Annotated in this window: 26 protein-coding genes; 22 read left to right on the forward strand and 4 right to left on the reverse strand. The window is 32.4% G+C overall.

The window, feature by feature from the left end; translation table 11 throughout:
• Positions 1-2 precede the first annotated feature (2 nt).
• Complete coding sequence (locus tag BM053_RS05265; protein ID WP_091474832.1) at positions 3-398, forward strand: hypothetical protein; 396 nt, start codon at positions 3-5, stop codon at positions 396-398.
• A 2-nt stretch (positions 399-400) separates the two neighbouring features.
• On the opposite strand, the gene BM053_RS05270 is transcribed toward BM053_RS05265, so the two are convergent.
• A complete protein-coding gene (locus tag BM053_RS05270) occupies positions 401-1,774 on the reverse strand; it encodes a T9SS type A sorting domain-containing protein (protein WP_091474834.1) in 1,374 nt (457 codons plus the stop codon).
• A 297-nt stretch (positions 1,775-2,071) separates the two neighbouring features.
• Between BM053_RS05270 and atpB the strand changes: the two genes are divergently transcribed.
• The 7 genes from atpB to atpG all read left to right on the forward strand — a co-directional run bounded on the left by atpB (position 2,072) and on the right by atpG (position 7,727).
• Complete coding sequence (gene atpB / locus BM053_RS05275; protein WP_091474836.1) at positions 2,072-3,259, forward strand: F0F1 ATP synthase subunit A; 1,188 nt, start codon at positions 2,072-2,074, stop codon at positions 3,257-3,259.
• Positions 3,260-3,358: 99 nt separating this feature from the next.
• Positions 3,359-3,550, forward strand: coding sequence for an ATP synthase F0 subunit C (gene atpE / locus BM053_RS05280; RefSeq protein WP_167357301.1), 192 nt, complete (start codon positions 3,359-3,361; stop codon positions 3,548-3,550).
• 80 nt (positions 3,551-3,630) lie between these two features.
• Positions 3,631-4,131, forward strand: coding sequence for a F0F1 ATP synthase subunit B (locus BM053_RS05285; RefSeq protein ID WP_091474840.1), 501 nt, complete (start codon positions 3,631-3,633; stop codon positions 4,129-4,131).
• A 2-nt stretch (positions 4,132-4,133) separates the two neighbouring features.
• Positions 4,134-4,667: an ATP synthase F1 subunit delta gene (atpH, locus tag BM053_RS05290; RefSeq protein ID WP_091474842.1), complete on the forward strand. Its 534-nt coding sequence runs from the start codon at positions 4,134-4,136 to the stop codon at positions 4,665-4,667.
• Between the two features lie 6 nt (positions 4,668-4,673).
• The gene (locus tag BM053_RS05295; RefSeq protein WP_091474844.1) at positions 4,674-5,180 is read left to right on the forward strand and encodes a hypothetical protein; all 507 of its coding nucleotides are present in this window, start codon (positions 4,674-4,676) and stop codon (positions 5,178-5,180) included.
• Positions 5,181-5,192: 12 nt separating this feature from the next.
• Positions 5,193-6,770, forward strand: a complete 1,578-nt coding sequence (gene atpA / locus BM053_RS05300) for a F0F1 ATP synthase subunit alpha (protein WP_091474846.1) — start codon at positions 5,193-5,195, stop codon at positions 6,768-6,770.
• A gap of 96 nt (positions 6,771-6,866) precedes the next feature.
• The gene (gene atpG / locus BM053_RS05305; RefSeq protein WP_091474848.1) at positions 6,867-7,727 is read left to right on the forward strand and encodes an ATP synthase F1 subunit gamma; all 861 of its coding nucleotides are present in this window, start codon (positions 6,867-6,869) and stop codon (positions 7,725-7,727) included.
• Positions 7,728-7,823: 96 nt separating this feature from the next.
• Here the strand turns inward: atpG and BM053_RS05310 are convergent, their stop codons facing one another.
• Complete coding sequence (locus BM053_RS05310; RefSeq protein ID WP_091474850.1) at positions 7,824-9,911, reverse strand: prolyl oligopeptidase family serine peptidase; 2,088 nt, start codon at positions 9,909-9,911, stop codon at positions 7,824-7,826.
• A gap of 43 nt (positions 9,912-9,954) precedes the next feature.
• On the opposite strand from BM053_RS05310, the gene BM053_RS05315 reads away from it, so the two are divergent.
• The 9 genes from BM053_RS05315 (at position 9,955) to BM053_RS05355 (ending at position 18,053) form a co-directional block, all read left to right on the forward strand.
• Positions 9,955-10,434 carry a GNAT family N-acetyltransferase gene (locus BM053_RS05315; protein WP_091474852.1) on the forward strand — a complete coding sequence of 160 codons (480 nt, stop codon included), beginning with the start codon at positions 9,955-9,957 and terminating at the stop codon, positions 10,432-10,434.
• A 57-nt stretch (positions 10,435-10,491) separates the two neighbouring features.
• Positions 10,492-10,974 carry a hypothetical protein gene (locus BM053_RS05320; protein WP_091474854.1) on the forward strand — a complete coding sequence of 161 codons (483 nt, stop codon included), beginning with the start codon at positions 10,492-10,494 and terminating at the stop codon, positions 10,972-10,974.
• Between the two features lie 70 nt (positions 10,975-11,044).
• Entirely contained in the window at positions 11,045-12,502 is a 1,458-nt protein-coding gene (locus BM053_RS05325) for a lipopolysaccharide biosynthesis protein (RefSeq protein ID WP_091474856.1), read from the forward strand.
• A 148-nt stretch (positions 12,503-12,650) separates the two neighbouring features.
• Positions 12,651-13,085, forward strand: coding sequence for a dUTP diphosphatase (gene dut / locus BM053_RS05330; protein ID WP_091474858.1), 435 nt, complete (start codon positions 12,651-12,653; stop codon positions 13,083-13,085).
• 30 nt (positions 13,086-13,115) lie between these two features.
• A complete protein-coding gene (locus BM053_RS05335) occupies positions 13,116-13,472 on the forward strand; it encodes a hypothetical protein (protein WP_091474860.1) in 357 nt (118 codons plus the stop codon).
• A gap of 119 nt (positions 13,473-13,591) precedes the next feature.
• Positions 13,592-14,602 carry a sugar phosphate nucleotidyltransferase gene (locus BM053_RS05340; RefSeq protein WP_091474862.1) on the forward strand — a complete coding sequence of 337 codons (1,011 nt, stop codon included), beginning with the start codon at positions 13,592-13,594 and terminating at the stop codon, positions 14,600-14,602.
• A gap of 101 nt (positions 14,603-14,703) precedes the next feature.
• The gene (locus tag BM053_RS05345; RefSeq protein WP_091474865.1) at positions 14,704-16,044 is read left to right on the forward strand and encodes a tetratricopeptide repeat protein; all 1,341 of its coding nucleotides are present in this window, start codon (positions 14,704-14,706) and stop codon (positions 16,042-16,044) included.
• The gene (locus tag BM053_RS05350; protein WP_091474867.1) at positions 16,044-16,817 is read left to right on the forward strand and encodes a lipoprotein insertase outer membrane protein LolB1; all 774 of its coding nucleotides are present in this window, start codon (positions 16,044-16,046) and stop codon (positions 16,815-16,817) included. Before BM053_RS05345 ends, BM053_RS05350 begins: the two co-directional genes overlap by 1 nt.
• A gap of 21 nt (positions 16,818-16,838) precedes the next feature.
• Positions 16,839-18,053 (forward strand): murein hydrolase activator EnvC family protein, encoded by a 1,215-nt coding sequence (locus tag BM053_RS05355; RefSeq protein ID WP_091474870.1) that lies wholly within the window; start codon positions 16,839-16,841, stop codon positions 18,051-18,053.
• A gap of 100 nt (positions 18,054-18,153) precedes the next feature.
• Here BM053_RS05355 and BM053_RS05360 read toward each other — a convergent pair whose 3' ends face one another.
• Complete coding sequence (locus BM053_RS05360; RefSeq protein WP_091474873.1) at positions 18,154-18,663, reverse strand: acyl-CoA thioesterase; 510 nt, start codon at positions 18,661-18,663, stop codon at positions 18,154-18,156.
• A 102-nt stretch (positions 18,664-18,765) separates the two neighbouring features.
• Positions 18,766-19,692: an HU domain-containing protein gene (locus BM053_RS05365; RefSeq protein ID WP_091474875.1), complete on the reverse strand. Its 927-nt coding sequence runs from the start codon at positions 19,690-19,692 to the stop codon at positions 18,766-18,768.
• Positions 19,693-19,796: 104 nt separating this feature from the next.
• On the opposite strand from BM053_RS05365, the gene dprA reads away from it, so the two are divergent.
• The 5 genes from dprA (at position 19,797) to BM053_RS05390 (ending at position 24,789) form a co-directional block, all read left to right on the forward strand.
• Positions 19,797-20,897, forward strand: coding sequence for a DNA-processing protein DprA (gene dprA / locus BM053_RS05370; RefSeq protein WP_091474877.1), 1,101 nt, complete (start codon positions 19,797-19,799; stop codon positions 20,895-20,897).
• Positions 20,898-20,996: 99 nt separating this feature from the next.
• Complete coding sequence (locus BM053_RS05375) at positions 20,997-21,293, forward strand: hypothetical protein (RefSeq protein ID WP_091474880.1); 297 nt, start codon at positions 20,997-20,999, stop codon at positions 21,291-21,293.
• A gap of 164 nt (positions 21,294-21,457) precedes the next feature.
• On the forward strand, positions 21,458-22,816 hold the full coding sequence (gene trhO / locus BM053_RS05380) for an oxygen-dependent tRNA uridine(34) hydroxylase TrhO (RefSeq protein WP_091474882.1): 1,359 nt from the start codon (positions 21,458-21,460) through the stop codon (positions 22,814-22,816).
• 184 nt (positions 22,817-23,000) lie between these two features.
• Complete coding sequence (locus BM053_RS05385; RefSeq protein ID WP_091474885.1) at positions 23,001-24,302, forward strand: PSP1 domain-containing protein; 1,302 nt, start codon at positions 23,001-23,003, stop codon at positions 24,300-24,302.
• Positions 24,277-24,789, forward strand: a complete 513-nt coding sequence (locus BM053_RS05390) for a gliding motility lipoprotein GldH (protein ID WP_091474887.1) — start codon at positions 24,277-24,279, stop codon at positions 24,787-24,789. The genes BM053_RS05385 and BM053_RS05390 overlap by 26 nt, the downstream gene beginning before the upstream one ends.

The raw sequence follows: 24,789 nt of genomic DNA on the forward strand, positions 1-24,789 counted from the left end.
CCATGTTTAAAAAAAATATAAAACCTATTGGGATTTTAGTACTAATCGTTGGGATAACTTATCTAATTCATAAATTTATTTTTTCTGTTTTTAAATTTAATGAAAATAATTTTATCTATTCGTTAGAGCAATTGTATTTGTTTTTCGGATTATCATCAATAATAATAGAATTAATATTAATTAAAGTCAAACAGAAAAATATCGACATTGTAGGAAATGTTTTTTTGTTACTAACATTAGTTAAAATGATGGTTTGTTATGTTTTTGGTCGCTCAATTTTAAAAGAAGTAACCGAACACAATTCACTTCAAAAATGGAATTTCCTAGTTCTTTTCCTATTATTTCTAACCATCGAAACGACATTAACCATTATAATGTTGAATAAAAAAGAAGAATAATTTTAGTTTTTGACGAATTTATTTTGATAACGACCTTCTTCAGAAAACGCCTGAATGATATACAATCCAGAAGCTAGGTTTTCAATATTAATCTGATTAATATTTTCTTTCTTTTCAAAAACTATTTTACCATACAAATCGGTAATTATAATTTTATTAAAAACCATATTGTTATTTCCTTTAATATTTAAAACTGAAGACGCAGGATTTGGATAAACAGCTAATTTTTCTGCAAATACATTTTCATCTACAGACAAAGTAGGACAAGTAATAAGAGTAGGTGTGTTTTTTGCAGCGGTTGTTCCATCACCTAGTCGGCCATATAAACCTGCTCCCCAAGTGTATAAAGTGCCATCGTTTTTTAAAGCGACAGTATGTGAAGCTTTCGAGTTTACCATGAGCCAATCGGTTGCCAAGCCAGAAACACCAACAGGACTATTTCTTTGAGTAGTTGAAGCATCACCAAGTTGCCCAGATATATTTCCTCCCCATGCCCAGAGTGTACCATCGGATTTTTTAGCAATAGTGTGCTGAAATCCTTTTGCTATCGAACTACAATTTGTTATTGTAGCAATATTTATAGGAAATATTTTTCCAACAATGGTGCCATCACCAAGCTGACCATTTGAGTTGTCACCCCAAGTCCAAAGACTTCCGTCAGACTTTGTAGCAACACTATGCAGTACACTTGCCATGGCATTTTGCCAATTTGTATCGGTTCCAATTTGAGTAGGAATTGTTTTATTTACAGTGGTATTGTCTCCTAGTTGTCCTGTATTATTTCTCCCCCAAGCCCATAAAGTCCCATTGGTTTTTAGAGCTAAAGTATGATCTGTGCCAGCGGAAACAGTTAACCAATTAGTATCCGTTCCAATTTGTGTTGGCGTAGTTTTGTTTATAATGGTATTATCTCCCAACTGACCATAAGCGTTAAATCCCCATGCCCAGAGTGTGCCATCTGTTTTTATAGCAGTAACATATTCGTCACCAGCAGATATAAATCGCCAGTTAGTTGCTGTTCCAATTTGAATAGGAATGTCTGAATTTGTTGTACTTCCGTCGCCAAGTTGACTTTCTTGATTGCGACCCCAAGTCCAAAGCGTACCATCTGTTTTTATAGCAATACTATGAGAATTTCCAGCAGAAATCGTTTGCCAGTTTGACAGTGCTCCAACTTGTATAGGAATAGTAGACCAACTTGAAGGAGTTCCAGCAGTACCTAATTGTCCAAAATTATTCCTTCCCCAAGTCCACAAAGTTCCACCGGTTTTTATACCCAAAGTATGGGCTCCGCCTGCAGAAACTGATTGCCAGCATTGTGCAGATAAATTGATATAAAATAGACTAATAAATAAAACAAGTAATTTTTTTCTCATAGTTTATTAATTTCTGTTCGAACATAATTTTGTGTAATATATAAAAAAATAACTTATTAACAATTTTTATTAACAATTTTTCGACAAAATACCTTTTACTACGGACAAAATCAATGATTTAAAGTTAATAATTTTAAAATAAATCTTGATTTGTTGATAACTTATAACCTGAAAAAGACTTTATAAATGCAGCAAAATAAAATAACACTAAAAAAACAATCTATATCTTTTTTGAATATTAATAAAAAATGTACCTTTGCACCAAATTTACAAACCTAGTATTATAGTTTTTTATATATGGTAATTTCAAAGCATCCACTTAGATTTATATTGACAGCAGTAATTGCTTGTCTTCCATTATTTAGTTTTGCAAATATTGTTTCAGATAGTACAAAAGTACACACTGAGGCAGTTCACGTAGTTTCAGATTCTGTACATACAATGACAGAAGCAGAACATTCAACAAAAGAAGCTTCTCACGATGCTCATGCAGAACCAACAGATGTAAAATCTAAAATTAAAGAATTTATAAATCATCACTTGTTAGATGCGCATGATTTTACACTTTCTGCAAACGAAGAAACAGGAGAACACTATGGTTTTTCATTACCTATTATTCTTTGGGATAACGGTTTACAGGTTTTTTCTTCTTCAAAATTTCATCATGGTGAAAAAACCGCAGAACATAACGGTAATTTTTATGTGTTACACCACGAAAAAATATACAAAACCGATGCGTCTGGAGCTTTAGTTGAAGGACACGGAGGTCACCCAGAAAACGTTCGCCCATTAGATTTATCAATTACTAAAAGTGTAGTTGGAATTTTATTTGTGGCAATATTAATGTTTTTATTATTTACAGGTTTAGCAAAATCATATGGTAAAAATAACGGTATAGCTTCTGGAGCTGGAAGGTTTTTCGAACCATTAGTATTATATGTTCGTGACGAAATTGCAATTCCAAATATTGGAGAAAAAAGCTATAAGAAGTATATGAGTTATTTATTAACCATATTTTTCTTTGTTTTCTTTTTAAATATTTTAGGATTAGCTCCATTAGGATTCAACGTAACAGGTAATATTACAATTACATTATCTTTAGCGGTATTAACTTATTTGATTACAACTTTTACAGCTAATAAAAATTATTGGTCACATATGCTTTGGATGCCAGGGGTTCCTGTAATCTTAAGACCTGTATTAGCAATGATTGAATTATTAGGAACAATTATCAAACCATTTTCATTAATGATTCGTTTGTATGCAAATATGATGGCGGGTCACGTAGTGTTAATGAGTATTATTGGTTTAATGTTTATCTTTAAAAGTTGGATAGGAAGTAGTTTGTCATTTGTATTGGCATTTGCACTTTCTATTCTAGAAATATTAGTGGCATTTTTACAAGCGTATATTTTCACTATGTTATCATCATTGTATTTTGGAGCTGGTAACGAAGAGCATCATCACGAAGAAGCTCATCATTAAAATTTAGATTAAGACCTAGATTTTAGATTTTCACGAATCTAAAATCTAAATTCAAAAATCTAAAATCAAATTGAATGTTTAATTTTTAATATATATATTATGCAAATTCCAGAAATTGTTGGAGCAGGATTAATTGTAATCGGAGCAGGTTTAGGTATTGGTAGAATTGGTGGTTCAGCAATGGACGCTATTGCTCGTCAACCAGAAGCTTCAGGAAAAATCCAAACAGCTATGATTATCGCAGCTGCACTTATTGAAGGTATTGGTTTCGCAGCTTTATTCGCGAAATAAAACTTAAAAACAATAGTTACAACGGTTGGTTGTAGCTATTGTTTTAAAATTAAAACATTAAAAATTTATAATTATATATAATGGATAAGTTAATAAATGATTTTTCGTTTGGTCTATTCATCTGGCAGATATTGATATTTGTTGGATTAATCCTTTTATTGAAAAAATTCGCTTGGAAACCAATTCTTGATGCGGTAAATGATAGAGAAGAAGGAATAAAAAACGCACTTCTTTCGGCAGAAAACGCTAGAACAGAAATGCAAAACCTTCAAGCAGACAACCAACGTATTTTGCAAGAAGCAAGATTAGAGCGTGACAACATGCTTAAAGATGCTCGCGAAATCAAAGAAAAAATGATTGCCGATTCTAAAACCGAAGCGCAAGCACAAGGTCTTAAAATGATCGAGCAAGCAAAAGCTGCAATCGAAAGCGAAAAAAATGCGGCTATGGCAGAATTGAAATCTCAAGTTTCAAACTTGTCTATCGAAATTGCTGAAAAATTATTAAAAGACGAATTATCTAACAAAGAAGCTCAAACAAAATTGGTTGAGAAAATGTTAGGAGACGTTAAATTAAATTAATTATGTCAAGTACAAGAGCAGCAATTCGTTACGCAAAAGCAATTCTAGACTTAGCAACATCAAAAAATGTAGCTAACGAAGTAAGTAATGATATGTTTTTAATAGCAACAACAATCAATGGTAATTCGGAATTGGATACTTTTATTCAAAACCCAACCATCAAAGTTGAAGCTAAAGAAAATGCGTTGTTAGAAGTTTTTGCTAACACAAATGAAGTAACAAAAAGCTTATTTCATTTATTGTTTGAAAACAAAAGATTTGAAATTCTAGGAGCAGTTGCTTCAGAATACAACAAATTATTTGACGAAATGAATGGTGTTCAAGTTGCTAAAGTAACTACTGCCATTCCTATGGATGCTGATTTAGAAGCTAAAGTAAAAGCTAAAATTGCAACCTTTTCAGACAAAAAAGTAACAATAGAAAATACCGTAGATGCTTCAATTATCGGAGGATTTATTTTAAGAATAGGCGACAAACAATACAACGCTTCTGTTGCTAACAGATTACAAGTATTAAAAAGAGAACTTTCTAATTAATAAATTATGAAAAATATTTTTTTAGTATTATTGTTGATAGTTTCTTTTTTAGGATTTTCTCAAGACATTAAACTTAAAAAAGGTGAAGTTCTTGTAGACGATAAAGCATGGCTAAACTATGATGGATGCGGAGGCTTTAGCCAATCTTGTAGTTTAATGATGACTTCCAATAAAGAAGAAGTTATTTATATGAATCTTGTTATAGTTCCTGGCGTTGAGCCAATTACAAATTACAACAAGACAGGAGACTTGAAATATATTGAAGTTAAATTTTTAGGATTAAATAAAATAATTGAATTAGATTTAACCTTTAAAAAGGCAATAAGTATTATTTATAATTCTAAATGCGTAAATGCAGATGGAACATTTGATGAAGAAAAAGTTGAAAGATTAGTAGAAAAATATGGAACTCCATTTTCTGATAGACTAAATAAAACAACCAACAATACAAACACAATAATAATAAAAGAAGAGCCAAGAAGATCTGGCGTGAACATAAACATAGGAAGATAATATTATACTATTATGGCAGAAATTAAACCAGCTGAAATTTCAGCAATATTAAAAAAGCAATTATCAGGTTTCGAATCTGGTGCTACGCTAGAAGAAGTAGGATCAGTACTTCAAGTTGGAGATGGTATCGCTCGTATTTACGGGTTATCAAATGTTCAATATGGTGAGCTTGTAGAATTTGACAATGGTCTTGAAGGAATCGTTTTGAATCTTGAAGAAGACAATGTAGGTGTGGTACTTTTAGGACCATCTACAGGAATCAAAGAAGGATCTACAGCAAAAAGAACACAACGTATTGCGTCTCTAAAAGTTGGAGAACAAATGGTAGGTCGTGTAGTAAACACACTTGGTTTTCCTATCGATGGAAAAGGACCAATTGGTGGAGATTTATACGAAATGCCTTTGGAAAGAAAAGCTCCTGGAGTTATCTTCCGTCAACCAGTTACAGAGCCATTACAAACAGGTATCAAAGCAGTAGATGCAATGATTCCAGTTGGTCGTGGACAACGTGAGTTGGTTATTGGTGACCGTCAAACAGGTAAATCAACTGTTTGTATTGACACTATCTTAAATCAAAAAGAATTTTACGATGCAGGAAAACCTGTATTTTGTATATATGTTGCAATTGGGCAAAAAGCTTCAACTGTAGCAGGAATTGCAAAAATGTTAGAAGAAAAAGGCGCAATGGCTTATACAGTTATCGTTGCTGCAAATGCTTCTGATCCAGCACCAATGCAAGTTTACGCGCCAATGGCCGGAGCTGCAATTGGAGAATATTTCCGTGATTCTGGTCGTCCAGCACTTATTGTTTATGATGATTTATCTAAACAAGCAGTAGCTTACCGTGAGGTTTCTCTTTTATTAAGAAGACCACCGGGACGTGAGGCATATCCTGGAGACGTTTTTTACTTACACTCTCGTTTGTTAGAAAGAGCTTGTAAAGTAATTGCTGATGATGATATCGCAAAAAATATGAACGATTTACCAGATTCATTAAAATCTATCGTAAAAGGTGGTGGTTCTCTTACTGCTTTACCAATTATCGAAACACAAGCTGGTGACGTTTCTGCATATATCCCAACAAACGTAATCTCGATTACTGATGGTCAAATTTTCCTTGATGGAGATTTGTTTAACTCAGGAGTTCGTCCAGCGATTAACGTAGGTATTTCGGTATCTCGTGTTGGAGGAAATGCTCAGATTAAATCGATGAAAAAAGTAGCTGGAACATTAAAATTAGATCAAGCACAATTCCGTGAATTGGAAGCGTTTGCAAAATTTGGTTCTGATCTTGATGCTGTTACATTAAACGTAATTGAAAAAGGAAAAAGAAACGTTGAAATCTTGAAACAAGGTCTAAACTCTCCTTATACTGTTGAAGACCAAGTAGCTATTATCTACGCTGGTTCTAAAAACTTATTGAAAAGTGTTCCTGTAAATAAAGTAAAAGAATTCGAAAAAGATTTTATCGAGTACTTAAACAACAAACACAGAGATACGCTAGATGCTCTAAAAGCTGGTAAATTAGATGACAAAATTACAGATGTTATCGAAGCTACAGCTAAAGAATTATCAGCAAAATATAATTAATATTATTTTAAATTTTGAATTATAAATTTCGAATTGTGGTTGTCACTTTTTAAAATTTATAATTCAACATTTATAATTTAAAATAAAAACGAATAAATGGCAAATTTAAAGGAAATCCGTAATAGAATTACTTCCGTTTCATCGACGATGCAAATTACATCGGCAATGAAAATGGTTTCTGCAGCAAAACTGAAAAAAGCACAAGATGCTATTACAGCAATGCGCCCTTATGCCGAAAAACTAACGGAATTATTACAAAATCTTTCTGCTACACTAGATGGTGATGCAGGTGGAGCATTCACAAAACAACGTGAAATTAAAAAAGTATTAGTAGTTGCCATCACTTCAAATAGAGGTTTGTGTGGTGCTTTTAATACCAATGTAATTAAGGAAGTAAAAAACCGTGCAGATTTTTATGCAGGAAAACAAGTAGATGTTTTTGCTATTGGTAAAAAAGGAAATGACGTTTTAAGCAAAACACTTTCGGTTGTTGACAATCAGAGTTCAGTTTTTGACAATTTAACTTTCGACAATGTTGCAAAAATTGCACAAACGTTGACAGATAAGTTTGTAGCTGGAGATTATGACAAAATTGAAGTGATTTACAATCAATTTAAGAATGCTGCGACACAAATCGTTCAAACAGAACAGTTTTTGCCATTAGCACCTATAAAATCTGATAAACCAGTTTCGACAGGAGATTATATTTTCGAACCATCTAAAGAAGAAATTGTATTAACATTGATTCCTAAATCATTGAAAACTCAATTATACAAAGGAATTAGAGATTCATTTGCTTCAGAACACGGTGCTCGTATGACTGCAATGCACAAAGCAACAGACAACGCAACCGAATTGAGAGATCAGTTAAAATTAACTTACAACAAAGCGCGTCAGGCTGCAATTACTAACGAGATTTTAGAAATCGTTGGTGGAGCAGAAGCGTTGAAAGGATAAGAAAAACGATAGTTTTTCAAATCTTCAAAAAGCGAAGTGTTGGAAAGGATAAGGATTTATATAGAATAAAAAAAGGCTCACATTGTGAGCCTTTTTTTATTGGTTTAAGTGATACATTAAGAAACTATAAAACTCAGCTTTCTCGTTTAGACGTTTTTCATAAGTAGAAGAATCTCCATAATGACCTGCTTTTTTTGTGGTTTTTAGATATATTGGATTCTTTTGTGCAGTTCTGTTTTGTAGTTCTGCCGCAAATTTATAGGAATGTAAAGGCGGGACGCGATCATCATTTTCTGATGTAATGATTAATGTTGTTGGATAATTCGCTTCTTCTTTCACATTATGATAGGGAGAATAACCTAATAAATAATTATAGTCTTTCTCATTGTCTACATTGCCGTATTCTTGTAACCAGTATTTTCCAGCAGTATATTTTTTAAATATTGCCATATCAAAAGCACCAACTTTTGGAATTGCAACCTTAAATAAATCTGGTCTTTTTGTAATAGCAACCCCAACTAATAATCCTCCTTGCGAGGCACCAGTGATGGCTAATTTGTTTGGCGAAGTGTATTTTTCTTTAATTAAATATTCGGTAGCATCAATAAAATCATTAAAGCAATTCATTTTTTTTAATCCCATACCATCTTCATGCCATTTTTCTCCTTTTTCTCCGCCACCACGAATTTCTGCGTAAGCAAAAACACCACCTTTTTCAAGAAAATATAATAAACCAGTATCATAATTAGGTGAACTTACAACTCCAAAACCACCATACGCTTCTAGTAATGTTGGATTGTTTCCGTCGAATAGGAGTCCTTTTTTGTGAATAATTGTGATAGGAATATCTACATTATCTCGACTTTTATAGGTTATATTCTTTGTTTCAAAGTAATTTAAAGGAAAAAGTGTCGGTTTTGGTGGGTTTGCTAAACTATAGAAAGGTTGTTCCTTTCCGGTTTCTATATTAACTTTAAAATTACGGAAGGGCAAAGTATAGGAATGAACGCCAAAATAGAAATCTTTAGTTTCTTTGTCAAAATTCATAAACTCAATATCCATTCCGTCGGGTACTGTTATTTTTCGTATTAATTTTCCGTTATAATCATAAAATATGATATAATATTTGCCTAAGGTTTTGTATTTGCAAATTAAATAATCGTCGGAGAAAAAAGTTTGCTCAAGTAAATGCGTATATATTTGAGGAATAACTGTTTTTTCGTCTCTTCTGTCCTGAATGTCAAAGGATCGAACGTCTCCCCAATTCATTTTTTTTGAAGTAAAATAAACCCTGCCTTTGTAGTAATTAATGAATTCGAAGTTCGAATCATCATTTTCGATAAATTTATTTAGCTTGAAATTATCGTTTTCTAAATCACTAAAATAATAATTTTTAAGACCATCTATTTTATTCGTTTCTATTAGAAAGAGCTTATTTATTGATGTAAAAAAACTAAAACTATTTCCACTTTTAGTAGCATCAAAAATAAGTTCATCAGCATCTTGTACGTCGCCAAGTTTATGATAAAAAAGTTTAAATGTAGAATCTTGTGCAAAAAAATCTTTATTACCATTTTGTTTATAAAAAACACCACGATCTTTGTTCCAAGAAACGCCAGAGAATTTTACATTCTTTAAAACATCGTCTAAATCTTTATTTTTAAATAAATCGACAAACCTAATTTCCTGTTTATCACTTCCGTCGATACTTATTTTGTAAGCTAAATTTGAAGAATTTTTAGAAGGGAAATAGCCACTTAAAGTAACGTTTTTTTCAGGATAAATCTTGTTTGGATTTACAATTTCTACAGGTTCATCATCTAACGATTTCATAAAATATAAACTGGCTGGTTTTTTCTTATCCTTACGATATCCTGCATAAAAATATTTCCCCTTCTTATTAGGTAAACTATAGGTGGTTCGAGTATCATATTCTTTTATTTTCGACACTAATGAATAGGTTTTGCTAACTTCTAACAAATGATTATTTGTAAATTCATTTTGTTTATCGACCCAATGATTAACTTCTTCAGAACGCATATTTTCTAACCAAGAATAATCATCTTGATAAGAAATATTATGTTTTGTAACAGTGTTAGGAGTTTTTTTAGTTTCGAAAAATTCCTGAGAATATATTCCTGTCGAAAATAGAATAGTGATAAATAACAGCGTGTAGACTTTCATTGTGAGATTTTAAAAAAAGAAGCAAATGTACTTGTTTTTGAATATGAATTTTTGTGTAATTTTACCAAAAACAATTTATTTTACATTGCAAACAAAAGAACTCACAACAATTCAGGAAATGCTTTCTCAATTTAAGGTTATGCAATTTTTGTATCCAAAACTGACAATCGAAAAATACGAATCGTATCTTCAGGAAATGATTCCACATAATTATACTCAAATTGCCGTTTTTGATAATGAAAAATGTATTGGAATAACAGGTTGTTGGTTTGGTATAAAACTTTGGTCAGGAAAATATTTAGAAATAGATAATTTTATTGTGCATCCAGATTATCGATCGAAAGGAATAGGAAAAATGCTCACCGATTATGTAAACCAAAAAGCTTTAGATTTAGGCTGTACAAACATTGTTCTCGATGCATATACACACAACTTTACCGCACATCGCTTCTTTTATAACCAAGGTTATGGTCCAAAAGGTTTTCACTTTGTAAAAATTCTTGATGAAGAAGGATTGACATAAAACAAATTTTGGTCTCTTTTTTGTTATACCTTTATAATATATTCAAATCATATTAAAATGAAAAAAAGTGCAATTATACTGTTGTTTTTTTTAAGCGGCATCACAACCTGTTTTTCACAAGTGGTAATCTCTAAATATTTTGACACTAAAATTCAAAAAGTACAGTATCAAAATTGGGTAGCTGGAGTAAGAGGCGGCGGCGGCGGAACAAATGTTTCTATCGAATTTAAAGAAAAACCATCTAAAGACTTTGTTTTAAATCAATTGTATTTTAGAAATAAAAAAGTAAAAATAACAGAATCAACCGACAATGTTTACTTTGCAAATCTGGTTAGAGATATAAACCGAAGAGTGAACGATGAGATTACGGACGATGCAAACCCATCGGAGAAAGAAAAAATTATAAAAACCCCATTTCCAATTTCAGAAAACGAAGCCATTTTAGAATACACTTATAAAAACATGAAAAGGTATTACAAAATTTCTAAAATAGAAGAAAAAGAAATGCTCATGTATCCATCGGCAAAACCAATAAATTAGTTATTTTTGTTACTAAAAATCAAATTCTAAGAATAGAAAATTTGCGAATTTGCGGTAAAATCTTCCAAAATTGAGTTTATATAAATCACTTTTCAAACAAACATTAATCTACGGATTGGCAACGGTATTGCCTAGAATGATTAGTTTTTTACTCAATCCACTGTACACAAAAGTCTTACCAAAACAAGAATTTGCCGATGTTTCTATCGTATTTGCCTACTTGGTTTTTTTTAATGTAGTACTTTCTTATGGCATGGAAACTGCTTTTTTTAGGTTTTATAATCAGGAAGAGAACAAGAAAAAGGTAATTTCTACAACTACAATTTCTATATTTTGGAGTACAATTACGTTTCTTGTTTTAAGCTTGTTGTTCAGAAATTCGCTATCACATTGGTCTGACATCAATGTACAATATATCACTTATACAATTTGGATATTAGTACTCGACGCACTGGTAATTATACCATTTTCTAGGCTTCGTGCCGAAAAAAAGCCAATGGTTTATGCCATAATCAAAATAGGAAATGTAACGACAAATTTTTTACTCAATTTATTCTTTTTACTAGTACTACCCAAAATTACGGCATCAAATCCGACAGGATTTCTAAGCACAATATATTTCGAAAACTTTCAAGTAGGTTACATATTTGTATCAAGTTTACTGTCAAGTTTACTTACATTTATAGTACTTTCTCCCAATTATTTCAAAATAAAATGGAAATTCGATTTCCTACTCTGGAAAAAAATGATACAATATGGATTCCCCATTCTAATCGCAGGAATAGGTTTTGCTATCAACGAGCATTTCGATAAAATCCTACTCGATTGGTTTCATGTTTCCAAGTCTGACATCGGAGCCTATTCCGCGTGCTACAAAATTGGAATGTTTATGGTTTTATTCCGAACAGCGTTTACATTAGGAATCGAACCGTTTTTTTTCAGCCATGCAGGAAACGAAAACGCACCGCAAACCTATGCCACAATAACAAAATATTTTGTCATAACAGGATCATTCATCTTGTTGTTTGTCATTGTTTTTGTCGATATTCTCAAAATACTTCTGGTGCCAAATCCAAGTTATTGGGAAGCTATGAAAGTCGTTCCGCTTATTATTCTAGCTAATTTTTTCCTCGGAATTTATACCAATCTATCAGTTTGGTACAAAATCATCGACAAAACAAAAATTGGCGCTTATATTTCAATTATTGGCGCAGTAATTACATTGCTTTTAAATTATTTATTAATCGAAAAATTCAGTTATTACGGCTCAGCCATTGCCACCATCACAGCCTACGGAAGCATGATGTTTATCTCCTATTATCTCGGTCAAAAAAAATATCCAATTCCCTACGAAATCAATAAAATAGGCTCTTATTTAGGAATTTCAATCCTACTTTCCGGGCTATCCTTCTACATACCACTATTCAGAGAAAGTTATATCTTCGGAATATTTGCACTAATCTTATTTGGTTATTATATTTACAGAAACGAAAAACAAGTACTTTTAAAAATCTTAAAGAAAAATTAGAAGCCATTTCCTGCTTTTTACTTCAATCTTTTCTTTTTCTAAAGAAAAAAAAGAAAAGGATTTTCGTTTCAATCAGGGCTATGGCATTTCGTAAACAAGAAAAACCTCAGTACCTTAGCAACTCAGAATCTTAGAACCTTTATAAAAGATGCAAATAAAAATAATAAACAAATCCCAACACGAATTACCCAATTACGAAACCATCGCTTCGGCAGGAATGGATTTGCGGGCAAATATTCAAGAACCCATAACATTGCAGCCATTAGAAAGAGCCCTTGTAAAAACAGGACTTTTTATCGAATTGCCAATAGGTTTCGAAGCACAAGTACGACCACGCAGCGGATTGGCGTTCAAAAAAGGAATTACAGTACTCAACTCACCAGGAACAGTCGATGCCGATTACCGTGGAGAAATTGGTGTAATTTTAGTAAATTTATCCAATGAAGCATTCGTAATCGAAAACGGAGAACGCATCGCCCAACTCATCATCGCAAAACACGAAAGAGCAGAGTGGCTGGAAGTACAAGATTTATCAGAAACCTCACGTGGCGAAGGCGGTTTTGGAAGTACAGGAGTAAAATAAATACTAATAATATTCAAATTAATAAAGCATTTGGAAAATCAACCCGTTGCAGAAATATCCAAAGAGATACTTGAAAAACTTATTCGAAGAGATTTTCCTGAGAGCTATGAAATAGTAAAACAAAAGTTAGACTTAATTAAAAGTGAAAGTTTAAATGGTCAAAATAGACTTTCAGCAGCTGTCCTAAAATTATCTAACGGTAATTTTAGTAAGATTGATTTATGTATTAAAATGTGTAATTCAGATTATCGGGATGTTATATCTCAAGCAGAATATCCTAGAGTTTCTAAAGTTGGGTTTATTGAAATGGAAGAGATTAAACCAAGTGAATTAAAGGAATACTATTTGGAAGATTGGACAGAATACACAAACTGGATAAATAAATGAGAATATAACTAATCAAAAAATCAGTGGGAATCAGTTTAATCAGTGACCCAACTTAATATAAAAACTTTCGTGAACTTTGCGAAAAACCTTTGCGAACTTTGCGGTTTAAAAAAAATAACATGAAAATTATAGTACCAATGGCTGGTCGTGGTTCACGCCTTCGTCCACACACACTTACAATTCCAAAACCATTAATCCCTATTGCAGGAAAACCAATCGTTCACCGTTTGGTTGAAGATATTGCTGCGGTTTTAAACCAAGATATAGAAGAAGTTGCGTTTATTATTCACGAAAGTTTTGGCAAAAAAGTAGAAGAAGAACTCATTGCAATTGCTCAAAAATTAGGAGCAAAAGGAACTATTTATTATCAAAATGAAGCGCTAGGAACTGGTCATGCTATTATGTGTGCCAAAGATTCACTTTCTGGTCCTGCGGTTATTGCTTATGCCGATACTTTAATTCGTGCCGATTTCGATTTAGATCAAACTGCCGATAGTGTTATTTGGGTAAAACAAGTAGATCAACCAGAAGCTTTTGGAGTAATAAACTTAAACGATAAAAATCAAATAGTAGAATTGGTCGAAAAACCAAAAGAATTTGTTTCAGATTTAGCTGTCATCGGAATATATTATTTTAAAGATGTTGCCGTTCTTAAAAATGAATTGCAATTGGTTTTAGATAACAACATCATTCATGGTGGTGAATATCAAATAAACGATGGAATTAAACAAATGATGGCAAAAGGCATGATTTTTGTTCCAGGAAAAGTAGATGAATGGATGGATTGCGGAAACAAGGATGTTACAGTTGATACCAATTCAAGAATGTTGAATTTTTTATATCAAGATGGAGTTAATTTAATTTCAAATAATGTAAAATCAGAAAATTCTACCATTATTTCACCGTGCTACATAGCGGAAGATGTGGTTTTGATAAACGCAACCGTGGGACCAAATGTGTCTTTAGGAAGAGGAACTCACATTGTAAATAGTACCATAAAAAACAGTTTGGTACAAACTCATGCACACATAAAAAATGCCAAATTAGACAATGCAATGATAGGAAATCATGCTAGTTTCGATGGTGATTTTACAAGTATAAGTATTGGTGATTATTCGATTTTAGAATAAGGAATTTAAACACGAAGTTCACAAAGGTTTGTGTTCTTAAAAATTAAGTTTTACTTTGTGAACTTCGTGGTTGAAAAAATAAAAACTTTGCGTTTAAAAAAATGGAAAAAGTGTCAAAAATAAAATGGTTTGTTTTAGGAATGTGTATCATTTCTGCAAACGTATTGGCACAAACCCAACCAGAAGATATAGCGTTAGAAAAAGATGATTTTAAAGAATCTTATTACGAATCACTCATTCAAAAAGGGATTGAAAATTACGATAAAGCCATTGTTTCTCTCGAAAAATGTTTAAAAATTCAACCAGAGAATGCAGTAATTTATCACGAATTAGGTAAGAATTATTTTTTTCAGAAAGACTATCAAAATGCCGAGCAAGCTTATGCAAAAGCTGCACAACTAGACACCAAAAACAAATGGTATCTGATCGATTTGTATGAAGTATATTATCAAACTAAAAATTACAATCAAGCATTAGATATTGCACAAAAAATAATTCCGTTAGACAAAAAATATAGGGAAGACTTGGTGTCGCTTTATATGTACACACAACAGTTTGACAAAGCTTTGATTTTAATAAATGAATTAAACGAAAATGTAGGAAATACTGAGCTTCGAGATAGATACAAATTGCAAATTACGGCACAAACTAAAACCAACTCGTCCGACAAAACCACTTTAGAAAAAGCCATTGAACAATCGCCTAACAACGAAGAAAACTACCTGTCACTTATTTATATGTATTCCGATGACAATCAAGAAGAAAAAGCCTTGCAGGTGGCTCGAAAACTAGAAAAAAACATTCCAAATTCGACTTGGGCACAAGTTTTTTTATACAAATACCACATTAATAGTAACGACGGAAACAGCGCTGCGAAATCTTTAGAAATGGTTTTAAACAGCTCTAAAATAGATAAAAAAGTCAAGTACAGAATGTATAATGAGTTTCTCATTTTTACATTAAAAAATCCAATTTTTGAAACCGAGCTAAACAAAGCAACAACCTATTTTGAAAATGATTCCGAATTTAATGTTTATAAAGAAATAGGTAAGTTTTATTACAAAAAGAAGAATTGGGATTTGGCTATAAAAAACCTAGAAAAAGCGTCAAATACCGATTTGGAAACAAATGTATTCTTGTTAGCTTCTTATGAAGAAACTAGTAAATATGAAGTTTTAGTAACCAAAGCTTCGGAACTTATAGATACTTTTCCCAACCAACCAGAATATTATTTTTTTGCTGGGAAAGCATCAAATCAATTGAAAAATTATAAAAAAGCAACTGATTTTCTAGAATCTGGTATGGATTATGTGATAGACAATGTAGATTTAGAAATCGATTTTCTAAATCAATTGGCGGAAGCATCAAAAGGACTTGGAAACACACAAAAAAGCGAACAATATTTGGCTAAGGCTCAAAATCTAAAAACAAAACAAAAATAATGCGCAGAATTCTCCCTTTTTTATTGGTTTTGGCTTTATTGTCTTGCAAATCGAAACAGAAAACAATAGCATCGCAACCTGTCGCTACAGGCGAAACTGCAACAGTTTCTAATATTATAAAAAATCATTATGCGGTAAATCGTGATTTTAAAACGGCTTACATCAAAGCAAATGTCGATTATGCCGATGACAAACAATCATTAAGCCTTTCGGCAGATATAAGAATTAAAAAAGATGAAATTATCCTAGTTAGCATAAAAATGTTAGGAATAACGATGGCAAAAGCTATAATTACACCAACTCAAGTTCGTTATTACGAGAAAATTGGCGGCAAATATTTTGAAGGAGATTACAAAACATTAAGCAACTTGTTGGGAACCGATTTAGATTTTCAGAAAGCCCAAAACATGTTGTTAGGACAAGCTATCGATGATTTATCTAAAGGAAATTATTCACTTTCTATGGAAGAAGGCGCGCCAAAATTAGAAGAAACATCAAAAGAAAATTTCAACAAAAGTTACCTTTTCGACGGAAATTCATTTTGGTTAAAACGTCAAGAAATCACTCAAAAAACACCAGAAAGAAAAATGATGGTCAATTATTCTAATTATAATTTGCATCCAGAATGTGTTTTACCAGGAGAACTTCTTATTTTTGCAAATCAAGACAATAAAACCACTAATATTACGATTGAATATAAAAATGCTACATTCAACGAAGATTTAACATTTCCGTATAGCGTTCCAGGTGGTTATGAGCAAATCAAATTATAACAATTAGATACAATTTTTAGGATGTCAAAATATATTATTTGTTTTCTGTTAATACTCTCAACTTCGCTCTCATGGGGACAAGAAGAGGAGAGACAACGAAAACTCGAAGAGCAAAAAGAACGTTTGCAACAAGAAATTAGAGCGCAAGAAAAATTGTTGCAAAGCCAAAAAAAGAAAGAAAAATCGGTGGTGAATGTCGTGGTGCAACAAACTGCTAAAATTAATTTGCAACAAAAACTAATTAACACAACAGCCAAACAAGCCAAAGTGTTAGGAAATAGTATGTATATTAATCAAGTAAATGTAAATAGACTCAATAAAGATTTAAAAATCCTAAAAGAAGACTATTCTAAAATGATTGTAAAATCATACAAAAGCCGTTCTGAGCAAAGTAAAGCTATGTTTTTGCTTTCGTCCGAAAACTTCCTGCAAGCCTACAAAAGAGCACAATATATGAAGCAATATTCTAGTTTCAGAAAACTGCAAGGCGAAGAAATAAAAGCAAAAACTACCGAATTAGAACAGTATAACAACAAACTTTCAGGTCAGAAACAAGAAAAAGTAAAATTAATTGCCGAAAGCGAAAAAGAAAAGCAAGTTCTAGAAAAAGACAAACAAGAGCAACAGAGATTGTTATTCTCTATCAAGAAAGACAAAGCAAAAATTATTGCCGATATCAGAAAAAAGCAAAAAGAATCTAGAGCAATAGAAAAACAAATAGACAGATTAATTAGAGAATCTATTGCTGCAGCGAATAAAAAAGCTGGTAATACAACAAACACAACAACATTTGTATTAACACCTGAAGCAAAAGAATTAGCAAATGATTTCAAAACCAATCGTGGACGTTTACCATGGCCGGTAGAAAAAGGATTGTTGACTAAGAAATTTGGAAGACAACCACATCCGCTAGAACCATCAATCATGATTGAAAGCAGCGGAATAGAAATTTCTTCAGAAAGAGGCGCTAAAGCACGTTCGGTATTTGCAGGAGAAGTTAGTGATGTGCAACAAGCCGCAAACGGAACCGCAACAATTGTATTGCGTCACGGAGATTATATTACGACTTATTCTAATGTTGGAAAAGTATTTGTTAAAAAAGGAGATAAAGTTTCAACCAAACAAGTTTTGGGTGAAGTATTTTTTAATACATTTACAAATAAAGCTATTTTAAAATTCCTGATTTTTCAGAATACTACAAAGCTAAATCCACAAAGTTGGATTATGAATATGTAAGTAATACAAACAAAAATTCCACTAATTATCACAAATTCAATTCGTGATAATTAGTGGAATTTTTGTTTATAGATGTGACTTATACGGTTCAAAATTAAACCTATAAAAACAACGCTTTCAATTCCGTTGCATCACTCGGTTTCATTTTTCCAGCAAGAACTAAACTTAATTGTTTTCTTCGCAAAGCAGCATCAAATCTAGATTTTTCTTCATCAGTTTGTGGGTCAATTGCAGGAACTTCAACAGGATGTCCAGTTTCATCTACTGCTACAAAAGTATATATAGCTTCGTTGGCTTTGGTTCTGTTTCCAGACTCACGATCTTCAACCCAAACATCAATAAAAATTTCCATAGATGTTCTAAAACTTCTAGATACTTTTGCTTCAACAGTAACCACACTTCCCAAAGGAATAGATTTGTTAAACGCCACGTGATTTACAGATGCTGTTACCGTAATTCTGCGAGAATGCCTTCTGGCAGATATACTTGCGGCACGGTCCATTCTAGCTAACAATTCACCACCAAAAAGATTGTTTAATGGATTGGTTTCGCTAGGAAGAACTAAATCTGTAAGAATTGTGAATGACTCTGAAGGAAATTTTGCTTGCATGAGATTTTTTTTACAAAGATAAACGGAAAGTATAAGCTATTGAAAAAAAAATAGCCACAAATTCAAGAATTTATGGCTAAATATTTATAGTGAGATTTGTTTTTATAATTCCTCGATAAGAAGCCAAGCAGCAGGATTTATCGAATCTTGTATTTGAGTCATTTTGTATTGCGCTTCGGTATAAGTTGCAAAACTACCGTAAACTACAGGAATTAATCCGTTTGTATTTCGTGAAAAAATCCTAGCATTGTAACCTTTCGAAATTAAGTCTTCTAATTCTCGACTAGCATTTTTTTCGTTTCTAAAAGCGCCAGCCATGATATGAAAAGGCAATGTTTTTTCGGTTTCCGCTTCAAAAACTGTATTGTCAATAAGAAAAGTAGCTTCCTGAATTTTAGCATTTACTTCTTTCTGAACATCAGCTTGTACCATCAGTGTTTCTGCTTGTTCTGTCTGATTTAAATATGATTTATAACCAAAACCAGTAGCGCCTAGTGACAATATAAAAACAGCAGCATATTTCAAATAAGGATTTAAATACCTTCTGTTTTCAGTTGGAATTTGATAAATAACTTCTTCAATTTCTTCTGTCTTAGCAATCGAGAATTCTCTTTTTATTGATGGCGAAACAAAAGAACTTAATCCGAAAGAAGCAGTCAAATAATTCAAATGATTTGAAGGCTCAAAAACCAAATTATTTTCTTGGTTTAATCTTAATTCACCGATATTTTTAAGTGATAAATGACGATTATTTTCTAACTCACTTTTCCATGAGAAAATAGCCTTTTCGATTGTAACTGTCGCTTGTTCGTAACTCATTTTTTCCGTAACCGAAATATGATTGGCTAATAATCCGTCATTATTTTTCAAATGAGGATTAAAAGAAATTACTTTCTTTGGCGGATAAAAAGTTTGATTGCTTTCGTGTATGTTTGCAGAAATAGTTTCGGCTAAAAAAGCACCAAAACCAGGAACAGTAACACACTGAAAACGATATAATAATTGAGATATGTGATCGGCTATATTCATTAAAGCAAAATTATAAACTACAAGCGAAAATAATAATTTTATCAACAAATGTTATTAACAATTTTGCATTTATTTGATACTTTTACAATCTTGTGCAAAAAATTATGACAGAAACCGAATTACATTATTTACTTGCACTGCAAAAAGTAGAAGGCGTTGGCGATATTATGGCCAAAAAATTACTGAATCATTGTGGTTCGGCGGAAGCTATTTTTACTACTAAAACTTCGCAATTGGCTACTATTGATGGCATCGGTAGGGTTTTACTAAATAATTTAAAAAACAAAACTATTTTCGGTCAAGCCGAAAAAGAACTCAAATACATTCAAAATAACAATATTAATGTTTCTTATTTTAAAGACGATAATTATCCCGAAAGATTAAAACATTGTGTTGATGGTCCAGTTTTATTATTTACTGCGGGAAACATAAATCTCAAACAAAAGCGAATTATCAGTATCGTTGGCACACGTCAAATTACATCTTACGGAATCGATTTTTGTAAAAAACTCATTGCCGATTTAGCACCACTCGACCCAATAATCGTAAGTGGTTTTGCCTACGGAGTCGATATTGTAGCGCACCAAGCTGCATTAGAAAACAACTTGCAAACCATTGGCGTTCTTGCCCACGGATTAAATCAAATATATCCAAAAACGCATAAAAAATACATGAGTAAAGTCGAAGAAAACGGTGGCTTTATGACTGAGTTTTGGAGTAATTCTAGCCCAGAAAGAGAAAATTTTGTTAGAAGAAATCGTATCGTTGCAGGAATTTCGGAAGCTACAATTGTTATAGAAAGTGCCGATTCTGGCGGTTCGCTCATCACAGCCAATTTAGCAAATGATTACAATCGCGACGTTTTTGCCGTTCCGGGAAGAATCTCAGATAAGTACAGTCAAGGTTGCAATAATTTGATAAAAACCCAAAGAGCCCATTTATTATCAAGTGCCGCCGATTTGGTTTATATTCTCAACTGGGAATTGGAAAAGAAGGAAAAAACGATACAAAAACAATTATTTGTTTCGCTCGAGCCCGAAGAACAATTAATTTATGATTTTCTTCAAAACAATGGTAAAGAACTTATGGATACAATTGCTATTGAGTGTAATTTTCCTATTTTTAAATTATCTTCCTTGTTGTTAAATATGGAACTAAAAGGTGTCATGCGACCTTTACCTGGGAAATTGTTTGAGATTATATAACAAAAAAACAAACTACTGATTTTCAATATTTTAAGTCAAATAAATTCATTATTCCGTAACTTTGCAGTTCGCAATTTGTTTAACTTAAATTATTATATCATGTTTATTGTAAGAGAAATATTTTATCTGCAATTTGGCCGATATAGAGAAGCCAAAGCATTGGTCGACGAAGCCGCAGGTCTTGGTTTGATGACACAACCAGCTGGAGGACGTGTTTTAACTGATTTTACAGGTGATGGGTATAGATTGATTTTTGAATCACCCTATAAAACACTGGCCGATTTTGAAGCTGACTTAGCTAAAGAAATGAACGCAGCTGCTTGGAATGGTTGGTATGAAAAATTCAAACCTTATGTACTGCATTCACAAAGGGAAATTTTGAAACAGATAAACTAACCTATCTTAAAAAGTACAAATACTTATATCAAAAACACAAGTATACTTAGTGTTACAGTCGTTAACATGCCATAAAATTTCATATTTTAAAATATAATACTAAATTTGCACCGAATTCTTCCATTTAGAGTTCATTACATATTTCTCACTTAAACGTTTATAGCATGCAACTGTATAACACCTTAAGCGCAGAAGAAAGAGCCGAGCTGATAGATCAAGCAGGCAAACAACGACTTACGTTGTCTTTCTATGCGTATGCCAAAATTGAAAATCCACAACAATTTCGCGACGAATTATTTTTATCTTGGAATGCGCTCGATGCTCTTGGCCGAACGTATGTTGCCAAAGAAGGAATTAACGCTCAAATGAGTGTTCCTGCCGAGAACTTTGAAGCTTTTCGTGAAACATTAGAAGTCTATGATTTCATGAAAGACATTCGTTTGAATGTTGCTGTTGACCAAGATGATCATTCATTCTTAAAGTTAACGGTAAAAGTCCGTGACAAAATTGTAGCCGATGGTTTGAATGATGAAACTTTCGATGTAACGAACATTGGGGTACATTTGAAAGCCAAGGAATTCAATCAAATTTTAGATAATCCAAATACGATTGTGGTCGATTTTAGAAATCACTACGAAAGTGAAATTGGTCATTTTAAAGGAGCGATTACGCCAGATGTGGAGACTTTTCGTGAATCGTTACCAATAATTAACGAGCAATTAAAAGACCACAAAGAAGACAAAAACTTAGTGATGTATTGCACAGGAGGAATCCGTTGCGAGAAAGCTTCGGCATATTTCAAACATCAAGGTTTTAAAAATGTGTTTCAATTAGAAGGCGGAATTATCAATTATGCCAAACAAATAAAGGAAGAAAACCTTGAAAGTAAATTCATCGGAAAAAACTTTGTTTTCGACCATCGTTTAGGCGAAAGAATTACCGATGATATCGTTTCTCAATGTCATCAGTGCGGAAAACCTTGTGATAATCACACGAATTGCGAAAACGAAGGTTGTCATTTGTTGTTTATTCAATGTGATGAGTGCAAATCGGTGATGGAAAATTGTTGCTCTGCCGAATGTCAGGAAATCATTCACATGTCATTGGTAGATCAAGTAAAATTACGTCGCGGAGTAAAAAATGGCAATATGATTTTCAGAAAAGGAAAATCGGATAAATTATTGTTTAAACATTCGGGCGAATTAACTGATGTTGTTTTGGCAAAAGCAATAGAACCGAAAGACATTCGTCAGAAAATTAAAATCAAAAAAGTTCTTATTGGTAAAGCCGAACATTATTATGTGAAATCGGAAATTGGTTCCTTTTTAATAGAAAATCAAGAACTAAAAATTGGCGATAAAATTTTAATTTCTGGACCAACAACTGGTGACCAACAATTGGTTTTAGAAAAAATGTTTGTCAACGGAAAAGAAGATTCTGAAGCTAAAATAGGAGATAAAATAACATTTTCAATTCCGTTTAGAGTGAGATTATCGGATAAATTATATAAAATAATAGAATAAAAAATTTCAAAAAAGCATCAAAAGAAAACCTATTAAACATTTAGTTTTAATAGGTTTTTTGTTTTATAAAATTTTAACCATTTCTCGCTTTTAACCGTTGTAACTTAAACTAAAAAAATACTATCTTTACAAATTAAACGTTTACTAAAAGTAGTTCCGAAAAGGAGCGATCAATATATAAATTATGGCATGTACAAGTTGTTCAACTTCCGATGGTGGCGCACCAAAGGGGTGTAAAAATAATGGGACTTGCGGCACCGATAGCTGCAACAAATTAACTGTTTTCGATTGGCTTTCTAACATGACTTTACCAGGAGGACAAGCTCCTTTTGATTGTGTGGAAGTTCGTTTCAAAAACGGAAGAAAAGAATTTTACCGTAACGCAGAAAAACTAACATTAAGTATTGGCGATATTGTGGCTACCGAAGCTTCTCCAGGACATGATGTGGGAATTGTAACTTTAACAGGAGAATTAGTTAAAGTGCAAATGAAGAAAAAAGCAGTAAATCACGAAGGTGAAGTTGCTAAAATATACCGAAAAGCATCTCAAAAAGATATCGATATTTGGAGCACAGCTCGTGATAAAGAAGAACCTATGAAGGTTCGTGCTCGTGAAATTGCAATAGGATTAAAACTTCAAATGAAAATTTCTGATATCGAATTTCAAGGAGACGGATCTAAAGCTACATTTTATTACACCGCGGAAGACAGAGTCGATTTCAGACAATTAATCCGTGATTTTGCTAGTGCTTTTAGTACAAGAGTCGAAATGAAACAAGTTGGTTTTCGTCAAGAAGCTGCTCGTTTGGGAGGAATTGGATCTTGTGGTCGTGAGTTGTGTTGTTCTACTTGGTTAACCGATTTTAGAAGTGTAAACACATCGGCAGCACGTTACCAACAATTGTCATTGAATCCTCAAAAATTAGCGGGACAATGCGGAAAATTGAAGTGTTGTTTGAACTATGAGTTAGACACTTATATGGACGCTCTGAAAGATATTCCAGACATGGAAACCAAACTTTCTACCGAAAAAGGCGATGCAATTTGTCAAAAAATAGATATTTTTAAAGGGTTAATGTGGTTTGCCTATATAGGAAATTTTGCGCAATGGCATATTCTTAAAGTAGCACAGGTTAAAGAAATCATGGCGCAAAACAAAGAAAAAATAAAAGTTTCTGCTTTGGAAGATTTTGCTGTCGAAATTGAAAAACCAGCAGTCGAGAAAACTTTCCAAAATGCGATGGGACAAGACAGTTTAACACGTTTTGACCAACCTAAAAAGAGCAATAATAACAAGAAATCAAATAAAAATCGCCGTCCAGAAGTTGCAGGAAAAGATAAAAATCCAAATGCAGGACCAAAGATAATTCAAAAAATTACTCCAAATTCAAATCAAAATAATCCGAATCAGAGTAATCCAACCCAAAATAAACCAAACCCAAACGGACCAAAAATTAGAAATGAAAAGAAAGATTCTAACAAATAGTTTTTTATTGTTTTTTGTTGCTTTTGGATTTATTTCGTGCGACAAATCTCAGGTTTTCGATGAGTATCATACTTTTGAAGATGGTTGGAAAAAAAACAGTGTCATCAATTTTACTTTCGACCAAGAGGTTTCAAAAAAACCGTATAATTTATTCATAAACGTTCGTGATAACGATGATTATGAGTTTAGTAATTTGTTCTTGATTGTAAAATTAGAACATCCTGATGGTTTAATAAAAGTAGATACTTTAGAATATCAAATGGCTTATCCAGACGGAAATATGCAAGGAGAATTGCTAGGAAATGGATTTTCCGATATAAAAGAAAGCAAATTGTGGTATAAGGAAAACATGGTGTTTACTAAAAAAGGGAAATATAAACTCTCTATACAACAAGCCGTACGACAAACAGGAAAAATACAAGGAGTTGAAAAGTTAGACGGAATTACCGAAATAGGTTTTAGAATCGAATCGTTAGAAAAACAATAA

Source organism: Flavobacterium swingsii (assembly GCF_900111965.1).
GTDB classification, from domain to species: Bacteria; Bacteroidota; Bacteroidia; order Flavobacteriales; family Flavobacteriaceae; genus Flavobacterium; species Flavobacterium swingsii.

Coding starts and splice junctions, on each gene's coding strand:
- BM053_RS05265 (WP_091474832.1), top strand. CDS start 3: ATGTTTAAAAAAAATATAAAACCTATTGGGATTTTAGTACTAATCGTT.
- BM053_RS05270 (WP_091474834.1), bottom strand. CDS start 1,774: ATGAGAAAAAAATTACTTGTTTTATTTATTAGTCTATTTTATATCAAT.
- atpB (WP_091474836.1), top strand. CDS start 2,072: ATGGTAATTTCAAAGCATCCACTTAGATTTATATTGACAGCAGTAATT.
- atpE (WP_167357301.1), top strand. CDS start 3,359: ATGCAAATTCCAGAAATTGTTGGAGCAGGATTAATTGTAATCGGAGCA.
- BM053_RS05285 (WP_091474840.1), top strand. CDS start 3,631: ATGGATAAGTTAATAAATGATTTTTCGTTTGGTCTATTCATCTGGCAG.
- atpH (WP_091474842.1), top strand. CDS start 4,134: ATGTCAAGTACAAGAGCAGCAATTCGTTACGCAAAAGCAATTCTAGAC.
- BM053_RS05295 (WP_091474844.1), top strand. CDS start 4,674: ATGAAAAATATTTTTTTAGTATTATTGTTGATAGTTTCTTTTTTAGGA.
- atpA (WP_091474846.1), top strand. CDS start 5,193: ATGGCAGAAATTAAACCAGCTGAAATTTCAGCAATATTAAAAAAGCAA.
- atpG (WP_091474848.1), top strand. CDS start 6,867: ATGGCAAATTTAAAGGAAATCCGTAATAGAATTACTTCCGTTTCATCG.
- BM053_RS05310 (WP_091474850.1), bottom strand. CDS start 9,911: ATGAAAGTCTACACGCTGTTATTTATCACTATTCTATTTTCGACAGGA.
- BM053_RS05315 (WP_091474852.1), top strand. CDS start 9,955: ATGAATTTTTGTGTAATTTTACCAAAAACAATTTATTTTACATTGCAA.
- BM053_RS05320 (WP_091474854.1), top strand. CDS start 10,492: ATGAAAAAAAGTGCAATTATACTGTTGTTTTTTTTAAGCGGCATCACA.
- dut (WP_091474858.1), top strand. CDS start 12,651: ATGCAAATAAAAATAATAAACAAATCCCAACACGAATTACCCAATTAC.
- BM053_RS05340 (WP_091474862.1), top strand. CDS start 13,592: ATGAAAATTATAGTACCAATGGCTGGTCGTGGTTCACGCCTTCGTCCA.
- BM053_RS05345 (WP_091474865.1), top strand. CDS start 14,704: ATGGAAAAAGTGTCAAAAATAAAATGGTTTGTTTTAGGAATGTGTATC.
- BM053_RS05350 (WP_091474867.1), top strand. CDS start 16,044: ATGCGCAGAATTCTCCCTTTTTTATTGGTTTTGGCTTTATTGTCTTGC.
- BM053_RS05355 (WP_091474870.1), top strand. CDS start 16,839: ATGTCAAAATATATTATTTGTTTTCTGTTAATACTCTCAACTTCGCTC.
- BM053_RS05360 (WP_091474873.1), bottom strand. CDS start 18,663: ATGCAAGCAAAATTTCCTTCAGAGTCATTCACAATTCTTACAGATTTA.
- BM053_RS05365 (WP_091474875.1), bottom strand. CDS start 19,692: ATGAATATAGCCGATCACATATCTCAATTATTATATCGTTTTCAGTGT.
- dprA (WP_091474877.1), top strand. CDS start 19,797: ATGACAGAAACCGAATTACATTATTTACTTGCACTGCAAAAAGTAGAA.
- BM053_RS05375 (WP_091474880.1), top strand. CDS start 20,997: ATGTTTATTGTAAGAGAAATATTTTATCTGCAATTTGGCCGATATAGA.
- trhO (WP_091474882.1), top strand. CDS start 21,458: ATGCAACTGTATAACACCTTAAGCGCAGAAGAAAGAGCCGAGCTGATA.
- BM053_RS05385 (WP_091474885.1), top strand. CDS start 23,001: ATGGCATGTACAAGTTGTTCAACTTCCGATGGTGGCGCACCAAAGGGG.
- BM053_RS05390 (WP_091474887.1), top strand. CDS start 24,277: ATGAAAAGAAAGATTCTAACAAATAGTTTTTTATTGTTTTTTGTTGCT.